Annotated in this window: 1 protein-coding gene; it reads left to right on the forward strand. The window is 46.9% G+C overall.

Translation table 11 applies throughout. The annotated features are described in order from the left end of the window. A partial coding sequence (locus A3735_RS10175; protein WP_369820525.1) for a tRNA methyl transferase PRC-barrel domain-containing protein occupies window positions 1-526 on the forward strand: 526 nt, incomplete at its 5' end. Between the last annotated feature and the right edge of the window lie 60 nt (window positions 527-586).

Consider the following 586-nt stretch of genomic DNA (forward strand, 5'->3'; position numbering starts at 1 on the left):
TAACAAGAAAGATAGTACCGGCATATGTTTTATCGGAGAGCGAAAGTTCTCTGACTTTCTAAAGCAATACATCCCTGCGCAACCGGGTGATATTGAAACTGACAAGGGCGATATCATCGGCCGACACAATGGGCTTATGTACCACACTATTGGGCAGCGCCAAGGCTTAGGAATTGGTGGGCTCAGCGGCTATGACGAATCACCTTGGTATGTTGCACAAAAAGACCTTGATCGTAACGTATTAATCGTTGTTCAAGGCAGCAAGCACCCCCTTCTATACAGCAGCCAACTACAGACTCTCGAAACTGACTGGATCAACAAAGCTCCAAGTGAGTACCCTTTCCACTGCAAAGCTAAGGTGCGCTACCGCCAAGCTGATCAGGACTGCATTATTGAAAGTAACGACAATGGATGCTTAAGCGTATTCTTTGGGCAGCCTCAGCGCGCGGTCACACCCGGCCAATCGATTGCCTTCTATCTTGAAGATCAATGCCTCGGTGGCGCGATTATTGAAACAACGGAATAGACAGCTAAAACACTAGAAAGCTGAATTCCAAGACATGCTCAGCAATCATCAGCAAAGTAA

It is taken from the genome of Oleiphilus sp. HI0061, assembly GCF_001635675.1.